Source organism: Streptomyces sp. NPDC060198 (genome assembly GCF_042728415.1).
Lineage (GTDB): Bacteria > Actinomycetota > Actinomycetes > Streptomycetales > Streptomycetaceae > Streptomyces.
Genome location: NZ_JBHWZJ010000230.1, coordinates 1 through 11,356, shown reverse-complemented (window position 1 = coordinate 11,356; position 11,356 = coordinate 1). Strand labels below are relative to the sequence as shown.

The following is an 11,356-nucleotide window of genomic DNA, read 5'->3' as shown; positions in this document are numbered from 1 at the left end:
AGAGACAGGCACCTCGCGGCGTTGTCGGACCGCCCGAGTACATCCCGTACACGGGCGATCCTCCGCCTTGCGACGCACCGCACCGGACACCCCCGCTCCTCCGACGGGAACGGTCGGACACGGCCTAGCGTGACGCCCATGCGCGTACTCGTCACAGGCGGAGCAGGGTTCATCGGATCGCACATCACCACGGCCCTGGTCGCGGCCGGACACGAGGCGGTGGTGCTCGACGCACTGCTGCCCTCGGCCCACCCCGGGGGCACGGCTCCGGACGGGCCGTACGAGCGGCTGGTCGTCGCGGACGTACGGGACCCAGCGGCCGTGGCCGGGGCGCTGGTGGGGGTGGACGCGGTCTGCCACCAGGCGGCGATGGTGGGGCTGGGCAAGGACTTCGCCGACGCACCGCTCTACGTCGGCTGCAACGACCTGGGCACGGCGGTGCTGCTCGCCCGGATGGCGGCGGCCGGGATCCGGAATCTGGTGCTGGCCGGATCGATGGTCGTGTACGGCGAGGGGAAGTACGACTGCCCGCGACACGGCACCGTGCGGCCGGGTCCGCGCGCCCGGCACGACCTGGAGGCGGGCCGCTTCGAGCCCCGCTGTCCGTCCTGCGGTGCGGACCTCGTGCCCGGACTGGTCCCCGAGGACGCTCCGGCGGACCCCCGGAACGTCTACGCCGCCAGCAAGCTCGCCCAGGAGCACCTGGCCTCCGCGTGGGCGCGCGCCACGGACGGCCGGGCGGTGTCGCTCCGCTACCACAACGTGTACGGGCCCGGGATGCCGCGCGACACGCCGTACGCCGGGGTCGCCTCGCTGTTCCGGTCCGCGCTGGCGCGCGGTGAAGCCCCCCGGGTCTTCGAGGACGGTGGGCAGCGGCGCGATTTCGTCCACGTGACCGATGTCGCCGCCGCGGCGGTGGCGGCGCTCACCACGCTCCCGCAGCGGGCGCCCGGGACCCTCACCGCGTACAACACCGGCAGCGGGGAGCCGCACACCATCGGGGAGATGGCGACGGCGCTCGCCTCCGCGTACGGCGGCCCCCAGCCGGTCGTCACGGGGGAGTTCCGGCTCGGGGACGTACGCCACGTGACGGCCGACTCCCGGCGGCTGCGCGCCGAACTGGGCTGGCTGCCGCGCGTGGGGTTCGCCGACGGTATGCGGGAGTTCGCCTCCGCGCCGCAGCGGCCAGGGGCGTCCGCGCCCCCGGACGGCGCCCGCCTCGCGGACGTCTGACGGAGGAACACGGTGGTGCGGGGCGGCCGGCACGGGACGGCCACCCGATCGACGTCACCGTTTCGCGTGGCCCATTTGCAGGCAAATGCCCGATCTATCTTCATAGGGTGAGCCGGGTGACCGATACCTCGACCACCGACTCTTCCCCCACACCCTTCCTCGTCGACGTGGTGCTGCCCTGCCTGGACGAGGCCGCAGCCCTCCCCCGGGTGCTGGCCCGTATCCCCACGGGCTGGCGCGCGATCGTCGTGGACAACGGATCGACCGACGGCTCGGCGGAGGTGGCGCGTTCGCTGGGCGCCACCGTCGTGCACGAGCCGCGACGCGGCTTCGGGTCCGCCTGCCATGCGGGACTCGCTGCCGCCGAGGCGGAGTTCGTCTGCTTCTGCGACTGCGACGACTCGCTGGACCCGGGTCTGCTGCCCTCGTTCGTCCGACGGGTGGCGGCGGGCGACTGCGATCTCGTGCTGGGCCGCCGCCGCCCCGAGGGGCGCGGTGCCTGGCCGTTGCACGCCCGGCTCGCCAACATCGCGCTCGCCGTGATGCTGCGGCGCCGCACGGGTCTGCGGCTGCGTGACCTCGGCCCGCTGCGCGCGGGACGCAGGACGGAGCTGCTGGCCCTCGACCTCACCGACCGCCGCAGCGGATACCCGCTCCAGATGGTGGTGCGGGCCTCCGACTCGGGGCTCAGGATCGCCGAGGCCGATGTCCCCTACCGTCCCCGCACCGGCAGGTCCAAGGTCACCGGGACCTGGCGGGGCACCTGGCACGCGGTGCTCGACATGCGGGCGGTGCTGCGGGAACCGCCGCTCGCGCGCACCGCCGTACGGACGGAGTCCTGTCGATGATCCCGTCCGTACCGGCCTCCCCGGGCGCCCCGCTCCCCTGCGGTCCCACCACCCTGCTGGTCATCGCGAAGGAACCGGTCCCCGGTCGCGTCAAGACCAGGCTCACCCCGCCGTTCAGCGCCGAGGAGGCGGCCGAGCTCGCCGCCGCGTCCCTCTCGGACACCCTTCTGACGGTGCTCTGCCTGCCGGCCGTGCGCCGGGTCCTCGTCCTGGAGGGCGGGCCCGGCCCCTGGCTGCCCCCGGGCATCGAGGTGGTGCCGCAGTGCTCCGGAGGCCTGGACGAGCGGATCGCCGCGGCGTTCGCGGGCTGCGACGGGCCGGCGCTCCTCATCGGCATGGACACCCCGCAGGTCGCACCCGTCCACTTGGCGCCCGCCCTGGCGCCGGACGGGTGGGAGCGGTGCGACGCCTGGTTCGGCGAGGCGGAGGACGGCGGGTTCTGGGCCCTCGGGCTCGCCTCCCCGGACCCCGGGCTCCTGCGCGGCGTCCCCATGTCCGTACCCGGGACGGGCGCGGTGCAGCGTGCCCGGCTGCTCGACGCCGGGCTGACGGTGCGTGAGCTGCCGCGCCTGCGCGACGTGGACACCGCCGAGGACGCGGTACGGGTCGCCGGCCTCGCGCCGCACGGGCGGTTCGCCGCGACCCTGGACCGGCTGAACCGGGCAGCGGCCCGATGAGTACCTCCCAGGCCGCGAGCAACGTCTCCTGGGCCGCCGACCCGTACGCGAACGCGCTGCGTTCCGGCCGCGGACCGCTCTTCCTGCGCCGGACGGACGGCCTGCTGATGGAGCTGGACGTGGAGCGCTGGTGTCTGGGCGCCGACGACGCCGACCTGTCGGCCCTGCGCCGCTGCGAGGGCCCGGTGCTCGACATCGGCTGCGGACCGGGCCGGCTGGTGGCGGCGCTGAGCCGGCGCGGGCACCGTGCGCTGGGTATCGACGTGAGCGAGGCCGCCGTGGCCCGTACCCGCGGTCTCGGCGGATGGGCCCTGCGGCGCAGTGTGTTCGACCCGCTGCCCGGCGAGGGCCGGTGGGGCACGGTGCTGTTGGCGGACGGCAACATCGGGATCGGAGGTGATCCGTCCGTACTGCTGGGGCGGGTGGAGGCGCTGCTCGCCCCGGGCGGCCTCCTCGTCGTGGAGACGCACCCGCTCGACCTGGACGAACGGTCCGAGGTCCATCTCCACGACGGAAGTACTACCGGCCCCGGGCGTCCGGACCCCCCGGAGCCGTTCCCGTGGGCCCGGCTGGGGACTCCCGCCCTGCTGCGCCACGCCCGTCCGCAGGGCTGGCGGGTGGTCGATCAGTGGGAGTCCGGCGGGCGGCCCTTCGTCTCCCTGCGCCGCCGCGGCGCCCGGCCGCTCCGGCGTACGGCGGACACGACGAACCAGAGCGCCGAGACGGCGAAGAGCACCCCGGTGACGAGGAGCCAGTTGCCGAGGAAGACGTCGACGGAGAGCCCGGTGTAACGCTCGTACCGTTCGGAGAGCCGTGCGATCAGCGGGAACTGGACCAGCAGGAGCAGCAGGGAGAGGAATGCCGGTACGCGTACGAAGTTGACCGCGCGGCGCCGGACACCGCCCGGGTCCGGCCGCGCCCCCAGCGCCTCGCGCAGGGCGCGGTCGGCCGCCGAGTACACCGGCAGCAGGACGAGATCGTGCACCACCGCCGCACCGGCGAACCAGAACACGATCCGCAGGGTCTGCCCGTGCAGGAGCCTGACCCCGGCGTACCCGGTCAGGGCGAAGGTCGCTGCCAGGAGAAGCAGGTGCAGCGGCCCTTCGCCGTACCGGCGTCGGAAGTGACCGGTGGCGCGCGGCCGGGTGTGCGCACGCACCGCCGTGCTCCCTCCCCCGTCCGTGCCCGCCCCCGCGTCCGGGCCGTGCTCGCGGCCGGTCACAGCGCACCGAAGGTCAGGGCGCCGACCCACTTGGTGTTCATGACGCCGGGGGCGGCCGGCACGATGATCCGCGCCGGGTAGCCGTGGTCGGCCGACAGGGGCACGCCGTTGACCTCCAGGGCGAGCAGTGAGCGGCCGTCGCGCACCTGGTTGTCGCGCAGGGCTGCCTCGCGGAAGGAGCCGGCGCGTTGCACGGACTCCACGAGCACGCCCGGGGGCTGGTCCGGGAACCCGGCGATCGCCGCCAAGTCCCGCAGCCGCACCCCGCGCCACCACTGGTCGGAGGTGGACCAGCCCTCCACGCAGGCGATGGGGAGAGCCGCGCTGTGCTGGTCCATCGCGAGCAGTTCGGCCCGGGTGAAGCGGAAGGTGCCGGCCGGTCCGCGTACGGTCAGGCGCCAGGCCGGTCCGACGTCGACGGGGCGGATGTGGACGGAGGCGGCGGTCTTGTTGATCTGGAAGCCGGCGGGCCCGCCGCCCGGGTCCTCGACCCCGTGCGGGGTGAGCAGTGCGGTGGGGCGGAGCACGTCGGAGCTGCGCCCGGCCGTGGTGGCGAACAGGACCAGCGACCCGGCGCCCACCATGGCGAACGCGCCGCGCCGGGAGAGCGTGGGTGGGGCGGGTGCGGGGGCCGCCAAGGTGTCCTTGCCCCCCGCCGGAATCCCGTCGCGCAGGACGCGTACCGCCGTGGGGAGCTTGAGGGCGGTGTGGCTGAGGAAGCCGGCCAGGAAGACCCACGCTCCGTAGAAGTGCAGCCGGTAGAAGGAGCCCGGGAAGACGTACTCCAGCTGGATGTTGAGGAGCCCGGTGACGAACTGGAAGAGCGCGCCGCCGACCAGCAGCACGACGGAGAGCCGTTCCAGCGCGTGTCCCGCGGAGCGGACCGGCGGGAGCGCGAAGAGCCGGGGGATCACCGACCAGAGCTTGGCGAGGAGCACGGGGACCAGCACGGTGCCGAGGGTGACGTGGACTCCCTGCGTGAGCCGGTAGAGCCAGTGCGGGCCTGTCGGCCAGGCGAACAGGTAGAAGCCGAGCAGTCCTTTGTCCGGTGTCTTGTCGTTGACGGCCGCGAGATCCGGGTTGTACGCGGCGTACGAGAGGAGCCCGGTGACCGCCACCAGGGTCAGCCCGACGAGGAGGACGACGCCGAGCACGGCGGTGAACCGCGCACCCCGCAGCGGGCTGCGCCAGAAGTCGGGCCGGGTGGGTCCGGGCGGGGTACGGAGGCGTCGCACGAGGTCACCCATGGTGCGACGGTAGGGCGCGGCCTCTCCGGGTCCGGGGACGCGCCTCGCGGCGTGCGGGCGGGTCACCCCGTCGAGTGGCCCTCATACCCCGGAATGCGTGCGGCGGCCCGGTCGGCCGGGGAAAACGTCCGTCCGCGGCTTAGCGTGCCGGGGTGAGGACCGAGGAGCGCGCCGGGCGCGCCGGAGGAACGGCAGTCCCGGGCAGGCCTGGCGCGGTGGACCGCGCGGGACGCCGTGACCTGACCGCCGCCGCCTGCGGGGTGGCGCTGGTCGCGGTGGCGGTGCTCGTCGGCTGGGCGGTGAACGGCGACGGTGGCCTGTACGCGGGGTGGCCGCCCCTGATCGCGTCGTGGGACCCGCACCTCGGGCCCGGTACCCCGGCGGCGCTCGTACTGGCCGTGCTCGCGGTTGCCCTCGGCCCCCGGGTGGCCGGGACGACGCGGTGGCGCGGGCTGCTCGCCCTCTCCTGGGCGGTGTCGGCGGCGTGGATCTTCTCGCTCGCGATGATCGACGGCTGGCGGAGCGGCTTCGCCCTCAAGCTGACCAGCCGTCACGAGTACCTCGCGGGCGTCGCCGGCTTCCACGACATCGGCGCCGCACTGCGCACCTTCGAGGACCACATCGTGATGGGCAGGCCGGGGAACTGGCCCACCCACGTGGCCGGGCATCCGCCGGGTGCCACCCTGCCGTTCGTGCTCCTGGACCGGATCGGCCTCGGCGGGGCGGTGTGGGCGGCCGTCTGCTGTGTCGTCCTCGCGGCGACCGCGGCGGCTGCCGCTCTGGTCACCCTGCGGGTGCTGGTCGGTGAGGAGCTCGCGCGCAGGGCCGCGCCCTTCCTCGTCCTCGCGCCGGGGGCGATCTGGGCGGGGGTCTCGGCCGATGCCGCCTTCGCGGCGGTCGTCGGCTGGTCGATGGCGCTGCTCGCGGTGTCGGCGACCCGCGCGACCCGTCTGCCGGGACCGGCGGCGGCCGGGTCGGGCCTCCTGTTCGGACTGGTGTGTTACCTGAGCTACGGGCTTCCGCTGACCGTGGTGCTGCTGGCGACCGTCCTCGTACTCGCCCGCACGGCCCGTCCGTTGCCCGCGTTCGCGGCCGGATCGCTGGTGGTGCCCGCCCTGTTCACCCTGGCGGGGTTCCACTGGTGGGAGGCGTATCCGCTGCTGGTGGAACGGTACAACCAGGGGGTGGGCGGCAAGCGGCCGTACGGCTACTGGGTCTGGGCCAACCTCGCCACCGTCACCGTCTCGGCCGGACTGGCCACGGTGGCCGGCCTGCGCAGGTCGGCGGTCGCGGCGCCCGGTGCCGTACGGGCACTACGAGCCGGTCTGCCGCTCGCCGGGGCGCAGCGGCTCGCGGTGCTCACCCTGGCGGCGGCGCTGGCCGTCGTGGCGGCCGATCTGTCGGGGATGAGCAAGGCGGAGACGGAACGCATCTGGCTGCCGTTCGTGCTCTGGCTGCTGCCCGCCGCCGCGGCGCTGCCCGAGGGCCACCGGCGCGGCTGGATCGGCGCCCAGGTGGCGCTGGCCCTCCTCGTCAACCACCTGCTGCGGACGAGTTGGTGACGTGACCTCAGGGACGCGGACCCGCCCATTGGACGGCGGCGGCCGGCGTCCTTGCAAGGGGCGAGCAGGTTCGTCTCCGGCACATCGCCTCCTGGTGGGCCGACGCCGGTGTCTCGATGACGTCCGCGACCAGGAATTGCGGGACAACCCGAAGGCAGGGGGAGTTCCGGCACAGGCGGCCGGGGCTCCGCCCCCTCCGCGACCCCCACCGCTTCATTGGCACAGCCGCGCCTGCCGGACGGGCTCGCACCCTCGGGCACCGACATGCAGCCGAAGGCTTACCACGGCCGTACTGCACGCGTTCTCATGCTGCATCACTGGGTGATCGCTGACCGTGCGCCCCGCCCCACCAGGGCGGAACACTCCGGACAGTCGGAGATGACCGGGTGGACGCAGTGCACCAGGTGGGCCAGGAACCGGTCAGCCAGTTCGAGGTTCGTGATGTGTTCGGCGATCCGGGTGCGCTTCGCGTTGACCAGGCCGATGCGGTCGGCCCGTTCCCCCGAGGCAAGTTCACCGATTTCGGCGAGTGACAGCCCGGCCTGCTGGCCGATTTGGATGAGGCGGGCCCGGCCGACGGTCTGGTCGTCGTAGACGCGATGCCCGGAGGGCAGCCTGCGCGGGGTGAGCAGTCCCATGTCCTCCCAGTGTCGGAGGACATGGGTGGCCACTCCGAGCAGGGCAGCCGCGCCGCCGATCTTCAACTCCACTGCGGACATCACACTCCTTTACTTCAGGTCGGCCTGAAGTTATACCGTCCCGTCATCGAGCCCACCACCCGATCGCGAGAGGGACAGAGCTGTCATGTCCGACGCTGTGAGATCACCAACGCTGGCCGCATGCTGTGGCGCGGTCGCAAGCCTGGCCACGGGCCTTTTTCGTCCCCGCCGCCCCGACCAGCGGTTCCTGCGCGGCTTGACCGACGCGGGGCTACCGCACACGGCGGTGTCGGTCACCGTGTCCGCACTTCGACAGGTGCCACGGTCCGTGCCCACCGCACTAATCGTGGAGGGGCTGCGGCAACCGCGGCGCATCGCGAATTCGCTGCTGTCGTTCGTGATCACCCACCCGGAAACGACGTTCATCGTGGATCCGGGTGTCTGCCTGGATGTCGACAGCCGCGCCGTTGCGCAATTGCCGCCGTTCCTGCGGGTCGCGGTGCGTCCCCCGGCGGACACCGTCGCCACCGTTACCGCGCTGCATGAGCGGCCGCGTTCCGGCCTGGATTTCGCGCTGCCGACGCACACGCATTGGGACCACGTGTGCGGACTCCACGATCTTCCCGAACTGCCGGTACATCTGCACCGACGCGAACACGACTGGGTCATGCAGGGCCCGATCGCGCCCGTGGGCGGCGTCCGCGAGGCCCTGCGCGGCCGGGACATCGTCACTTACGAACTGGACGGCCCGCCGATCCTCACTTTTCCCGCCAGCCACGACCTCTTCGGCGACGGTTCCGTCGTGCTCGTCGACCTCGCGGGACACACCCCTGGCAGCATCGGAGTTCTGGCGCACACGGCAACGGGCTGGGTGCTGCTCGCCGGCGACGCTGCCTGGCACACCGACCAGATCGACCTCATCCGGCAGAAGGCCGGCTACCCCGGCAAGCTCGCCGACGAAGACCGGGACGAGACCTTCCGGACACTGCACCGCCTGCACGCCGTCAAGGACCGAGTCACGATCATCCCGACGCACGACCACCGCGCGGCCCAGCAGCTGCCGACTTGATCACTCGGAGGGACTCCTGCGGGCACACGGGCTGTCGTCCGGCACATGGGCCGATCCGGGCCCGGCACCCAGGCCCGGTGGGCGAGGAACATCGGCTTTGTTCCTCCGGACTCCCGCCGGCTGTTTCCGGACGACGCGCGCGTCGCCCTCTCCGTCCCCACGCTTCCGCCGACCTGACCAACGACCTTGGCAACCTCATGACCGCCGGGCGGGCTGCGGCACCGCGACGATCCGCCGGCATGTCCTGGAGAAGCCGAGCCCGGTCGTCGCCGACGCCCCGACGATCACGTACGGTCACCAGAGAGAGGGGCCCACGGAGAACTGGCGACAGTTGAATGCGCGAGCCCAGCGGTACCGAGGCCGTCGTCGCTCCAGGAGCAGACTTCCACCCACGACAGGTAGCCGGCCTGCGCGAAGGCCAGGACCTCGCCGACGCACTCACCGGACTCGGTGAGGAGCTGTGCGTCGGCCGCCACGACGGTGCCGGGGCCCGTGGGGGCCTGCTCCACCTCACCGGGGTCGCGTGCGAAGTAGGCGGTACCGCATCCGCAGGTGCAGCGGGAGGTCACGCCGAGGTGGGGCACCTGCTTGCGGAGGGCGGCATGGACGGGATCGTCCGGGTCCAGGATCGCGTCGAGGACCGCGGCGACGTCGGAGGGCAGGGCCTTGGCCGTACCGCTGGTTTCCGTCATGGCGTCGGCTTCCATCCCAGGGCCGGCCCGAGGACGTTCGCCAAGTCGTGGAGGATCTGGACGTAGTCCTCGTGCGCGAAGCTGAACGGCAGCGCGAACGCGACCTCGTCGACCTCCCGGAACGCGGCGTGGGCGTGGAGCTGTTCGGCGAGCTGCTCCGAGGTGCCGACCAGATCGGGGGCGAACATCATGCGTGCGGGTCCCTGCGGGGCGGTGGTGCGGGCCGCCCGGCTGCGGGCGTACTCCTCGTACGTGGCGCGCTGCGCGGGGGTGGCGGAGTCGGTGGGGATGACCACGAGCCCCTGGGAGACGCGGGCGGCGTCACCGTCGGGGTGGTGCGCGCGGAAGGTCCGGATGTGGGAGAGCTGGATCTCGGCGAAGTCCGGTGACCCGGCGGCGTCCTCCGCCTTCACCACGCTGCTCGTCAGCAGGTTCATCCCGTTCTCGCCCGCCCACCGGGCGGAGCGGAGGCTTCCGGCGCCGTACCACATGCGCTCGCGGAGCCCCGGGGAGTGCGGTTCCACCCGGTCGGAGAAGACCTCGATCCCCTCGGTGCCGCTGAAGGCGGTGACCCGCTCGCCGCGTACGAAGTCGAGCAGCCGGCGTACCCGGTCGTGGCCGAAGTCCTCGTCGGCGGCCGTCTCCGGGTAGAGCGCGTCCTTGACCCGGTCGAAGTGCATGGGCGGGCCCACGCTGACGCCCGGCTCCAGGCGGCCCCCGGAGAGGACGTCCACGGTCGCCAGGTCCTCGGCGAGGCGGAGCGGGTTCTCCCAGCCGAGCGGGATGACGGCGGTACCGAGGTGGATGCGGCTGGTGCGCTGGGTGGCCGCCGCGAGGACGGCCATCGGCGAGGAGATGCCGTACTGGAGGTGGCGGTGCCGCACCCAGGCGCTGTCGAAACCGAGTCGCTCGCCCAGTTCGATGATCCGCAAGGTCGACTCGTGGCCGGGGCGCGGGTCGGCGCCGTCGAAAAGGCCGATCGTGAGAAACCCGAGCTTGCGCAGCGGCTTCGAGGTGGGCGGCACGAGTTCCTCCGTCGTCGTTCACTGCCTCCTGCCGGGCGGCGGAGCCGTTCCCATTCTGGCAGGCGGGGCGGGGCGGAAGGTGGCGGTGGTGTTGCGGGATCGCCCCCTGCCGGTGCGTCCTGCGGCCCCGCACGCTCACGCGCTGCCGCGAGGCGCGCGCTCACCCTCCGGGACTGAACGACAGGTGTTGATCAATACCGATGGCGGGGGTACGTTGCGAGCATGAGTCACCCAAAGGCGGATATGACCGATATCCGCGTCCTGCGCAGCAGGCGCAAGCTTCAGGACTCCGTTCTGCGGCTGGCCGCCGGGCAGCCCATCGAATCGGTTTCGGTCGCGGACGTGACACGTACCGCCGGGCTCAACCGCACGACCTTCTACAACCACGCGAGCAGCCCGGCGGATGCCCTGGAGCAGGCGCTCTTCGGCGATCTCGACGCGATGCGCCGGGTGCTCACCGAGAACGCCGCAGACCGTTCCGTGCCGCTCGACCGGGTGTGGGAGGAGATCACGCGGGACTTCCTCGGCTGGTTCGAGCGGTACGAGGACATCTTCACCACCGGGCTGCTCGACGGGCGGAGTCCCGTCCTGATCCGCCTGCTGAGCCACCACTTCACGGCCTCGATCGTCTCCCTGCTCGCCACCCGGCCCTCGCTCGTACCGGACGGTCTCGCCCGGGACGGGCTCACGCTCGCCGCGTACAGCCGCTTCGTGGGGTTCGGCATCATCGGCGTGCTCCAGACATGGCTGGAGTCCGCCCCACCACGTGATCCGGACGCCCTGGCCCGGATCCTGTTCAACGTCCTGCCGGTGTGGATGACCCACCCGTCGGACGTGCGCCATCCGGAGAGAGAAGCACCGACATCATGACCGGAAGCACGTGCACGGCGTATACATGGGGTCCTCGGACCTCAAGCGCGACATCGCGCTGTACGCCGCGCTCCCCCTCCAGGGCCGGATGAACCTGGACGACCTGGTGTCCCGCGAGATCTCGCGGGACCGGATCGACGAGGGCTGCGAGTCCCTCAAGGCCGGCAACACGGCCCGCGTGGTCATCACCGACCTGTCCTGAAACGATCACGCCCCCGGACCGCACGGTCCGCACACACCTCCGCCCCGGCC

12 protein-coding genes are annotated in these 11,356 nt (G+C 72.8%); 8 read left to right on the top strand and 4 right to left on the bottom strand.

Translation table 11 applies throughout. The features are described 5' to 3' along the window. Positions 1 to 138: 138 nt before the first annotated feature. From ACFWEP_RS24065 to ACFWEP_RS24050, 4 genes are all read left to right on the top strand, one after another. Positions 139 to 1,233 (top strand): NAD-dependent epimerase/dehydratase family protein, encoded by a 1,095-nt coding sequence (locus ACFWEP_RS24065; RefSeq protein ID WP_387372761.1) that lies wholly within the window; start codon positions 139 to 141, stop codon positions 1,231 to 1,233. A gap of 107 nt (positions 1,234 to 1,340) precedes the next feature. Then, positions 1,341 to 2,081, top strand: a complete 741-nt coding sequence (locus tag ACFWEP_RS24060; protein ID WP_387372759.1) for a glycosyltransferase family 2 protein — start codon at positions 1,341 to 1,343, stop codon at positions 2,079 to 2,081. After that, positions 2,078 to 2,758, top strand: coding sequence for a DUF2064 domain-containing protein (locus tag ACFWEP_RS24055; protein ID WP_387372757.1), 681 nt, complete (start codon positions 2,078 to 2,080; stop codon positions 2,756 to 2,758). The genes ACFWEP_RS24060 and ACFWEP_RS24055 overlap by 4 nt, the downstream gene beginning before the upstream one ends. After that, positions 2,755 to 3,549 carry a class I SAM-dependent methyltransferase gene (locus ACFWEP_RS24050; RefSeq protein ID WP_387372755.1) on the top strand — a complete coding sequence of 265 codons (795 nt, stop codon included), beginning with the start codon at positions 2,755 to 2,757 and terminating at the stop codon, positions 3,547 to 3,549. Before ACFWEP_RS24055 ends, ACFWEP_RS24050 begins: the two co-directional genes overlap by 4 nt. 427 nt (positions 3,550 to 3,976) lie before the next feature. Here the strand turns inward: ACFWEP_RS24050 and ACFWEP_RS24045 are convergent, their stop codons facing one another. Then, positions 3,977 to 5,227 carry a molybdopterin-dependent oxidoreductase gene (locus tag ACFWEP_RS24045; RefSeq protein ID WP_387372753.1) on the bottom strand — a complete coding sequence of 417 codons (1,251 nt, stop codon included), beginning with the start codon at positions 5,225 to 5,227 and terminating at the stop codon, positions 3,977 to 3,979. Positions 5,228 to 5,379: 152 nt separating this feature from the next. Between ACFWEP_RS24045 and ACFWEP_RS24040 the strand changes: the two genes are divergently transcribed. Next, the gene (locus tag ACFWEP_RS24040; RefSeq protein WP_387372751.1) at positions 5,380 to 6,789 is read left to right on the top strand and encodes a hypothetical protein; all 1,410 of its coding nucleotides are present in this window, start codon (positions 5,380 to 5,382) and stop codon (positions 6,787 to 6,789) included. A gap of 314 nt (positions 6,790 to 7,103) precedes the next feature. On the opposite strand, the gene ACFWEP_RS24035 is transcribed toward ACFWEP_RS24040, so the two are convergent. Then, complete coding sequence (locus ACFWEP_RS24035; protein ID WP_387372749.1) at positions 7,104 to 7,508, bottom strand: MerR family transcriptional regulator; 405 nt, start codon at positions 7,506 to 7,508, stop codon at positions 7,104 to 7,106. Positions 7,509 to 7,776: 268 nt separating this feature from the next. Here ACFWEP_RS24035 and ACFWEP_RS24030 point away from each other — a divergent pair, with 268 nt between their 5' ends. Beyond that, positions 7,777 to 8,517 (top strand): MBL fold metallo-hydrolase, encoded by a 741-nt coding sequence (locus ACFWEP_RS24030; protein WP_387372747.1) that lies wholly within the window; start codon positions 7,777 to 7,779, stop codon positions 8,515 to 8,517. Positions 8,518 to 8,801: 284 nt separating this feature from the next. Here the strand turns inward: ACFWEP_RS24030 and ACFWEP_RS24025 are convergent, their stop codons facing one another. Together ACFWEP_RS24025 and ACFWEP_RS24020 are read right to left on the bottom strand one after the other, a co-directional pair. Next, the gene (locus ACFWEP_RS24025) at positions 8,802 to 9,209 is read right to left on the bottom strand and encodes a hypothetical protein (RefSeq protein WP_387372745.1); all 408 of its coding nucleotides are present in this window, start codon (positions 9,207 to 9,209) and stop codon (positions 8,802 to 8,804) included. Beyond that, entirely contained in the window at positions 9,206 to 10,234 is a 1,029-nt protein-coding gene (locus ACFWEP_RS24020) for an LLM class flavin-dependent oxidoreductase (RefSeq protein ID WP_387372743.1), read from the bottom strand. The genes ACFWEP_RS24025 and ACFWEP_RS24020 overlap by 4 nt, the downstream gene beginning before the upstream one ends. 243 nt (positions 10,235 to 10,477) lie before the next feature. On the opposite strand from ACFWEP_RS24020, the gene ACFWEP_RS24015 reads away from it, so the two are divergent. Then, positions 10,478 to 11,104 carry a TetR/AcrR family transcriptional regulator gene (locus ACFWEP_RS24015; RefSeq protein ID WP_387372741.1) on the top strand — a complete coding sequence of 209 codons (627 nt, stop codon included), beginning with the start codon at positions 10,478 to 10,480 and terminating at the stop codon, positions 11,102 to 11,104. Positions 11,105 to 11,129: 25 nt separating this feature from the next. Beyond that, complete coding sequence (locus tag ACFWEP_RS24010; RefSeq protein ID WP_387372739.1) at positions 11,130 to 11,306, top strand: hypothetical protein; 177 nt, start codon at positions 11,130 to 11,132, stop codon at positions 11,304 to 11,306. The last annotated feature ends 50 nt before the right edge of the window (positions 11,307 to 11,356 follow it).

What these genes read in the sequence shown, in the direction of transcription:
- ACFWEP_RS24065 (WP_387372761.1), top strand. Translation starts at nt 139, where the DNA reads ATGCGCGTACTCGTCACAGGCGGAGCAGGGTTCATCGGATCGCACATC.
- ACFWEP_RS24055 (WP_387372757.1), top strand. Translation starts at nt 2,078, where the DNA reads ATGATCCCGTCCGTACCGGCCTCCCCGGGCGCCCCGCTCCCCTGCGGT.
- ACFWEP_RS24050 (WP_387372755.1), top strand. Translation starts at nt 2,755, where the DNA reads ATGAGTACCTCCCAGGCCGCGAGCAACGTCTCCTGGGCCGCCGACCCG.
- ACFWEP_RS24045 (WP_387372753.1), bottom strand. Translation starts at nt 5,227, where the DNA reads ATGGGTGACCTCGTGCGACGCCTCCGTACCCCGCCCGGACCCACCCGG.
- ACFWEP_RS24035 (WP_387372749.1), bottom strand. Translation starts at nt 7,508, where the DNA reads ATGTCCGCAGTGGAGTTGAAGATCGGCGGCGCGGCTGCCCTGCTCGGA.
- ACFWEP_RS24025 (WP_387372745.1), bottom strand. Translation starts at nt 9,209, where the DNA reads ATGACGGAAACCAGCGGTACGGCCAAGGCCCTGCCCTCCGACGTCGCC.
- ACFWEP_RS24015 (WP_387372741.1), top strand. Translation starts at nt 10,478, where the DNA reads ATGACCGATATCCGCGTCCTGCGCAGCAGGCGCAAGCTTCAGGACTCC.
- ACFWEP_RS24010 (WP_387372739.1), top strand. Translation starts at nt 11,130, where the DNA reads ATGGGGTCCTCGGACCTCAAGCGCGACATCGCGCTGTACGCCGCGCTC.